A 264-nucleotide genomic window follows, 5' to 3' on the forward strand; every position below is an offset into this window, starting at 1 on the left:
CTACTACCAGCTCATCCACCAGGGCACCAAGCTGATCCCGGCGGACCTGATCGGCTTCGCCAACCCGGTCGCCGAGCTCAGCGATGAACTCAAGGCGCAGCACGACCTGCTGATGGCCAACCTGTTCGCCCAGGGGCAGGCGCTGGCCTTCGGCAAGACGCCCGAGGAGGTGCGCGCCGAGGGGGTGCCCGAGGAGCAGGTCCCGCACCGCACCTTCCACGGCAACCACCCCACCACGACGATCCTGGCGACCGAGCTGACCCC

The 264-nt window shown here is 68.9% G+C and carries 1 pseudogene; it reads left to right on the forward strand.

The window, feature by feature from the left end:
- Positions 1-264: pseudogene (locus tag R2S09_RS40440) on the forward strand (glucose-6-phosphate isomerase); the annotation flags it as partial.

The sequence above is a fragment of the Streptomyces sp. MK7 genome (assembly GCF_032658145.1).
Lineage (GTDB): Bacteria > Actinomycetota > Actinomycetes > Streptomycetales > Streptomycetaceae > Streptomyces > Streptomyces spiralis.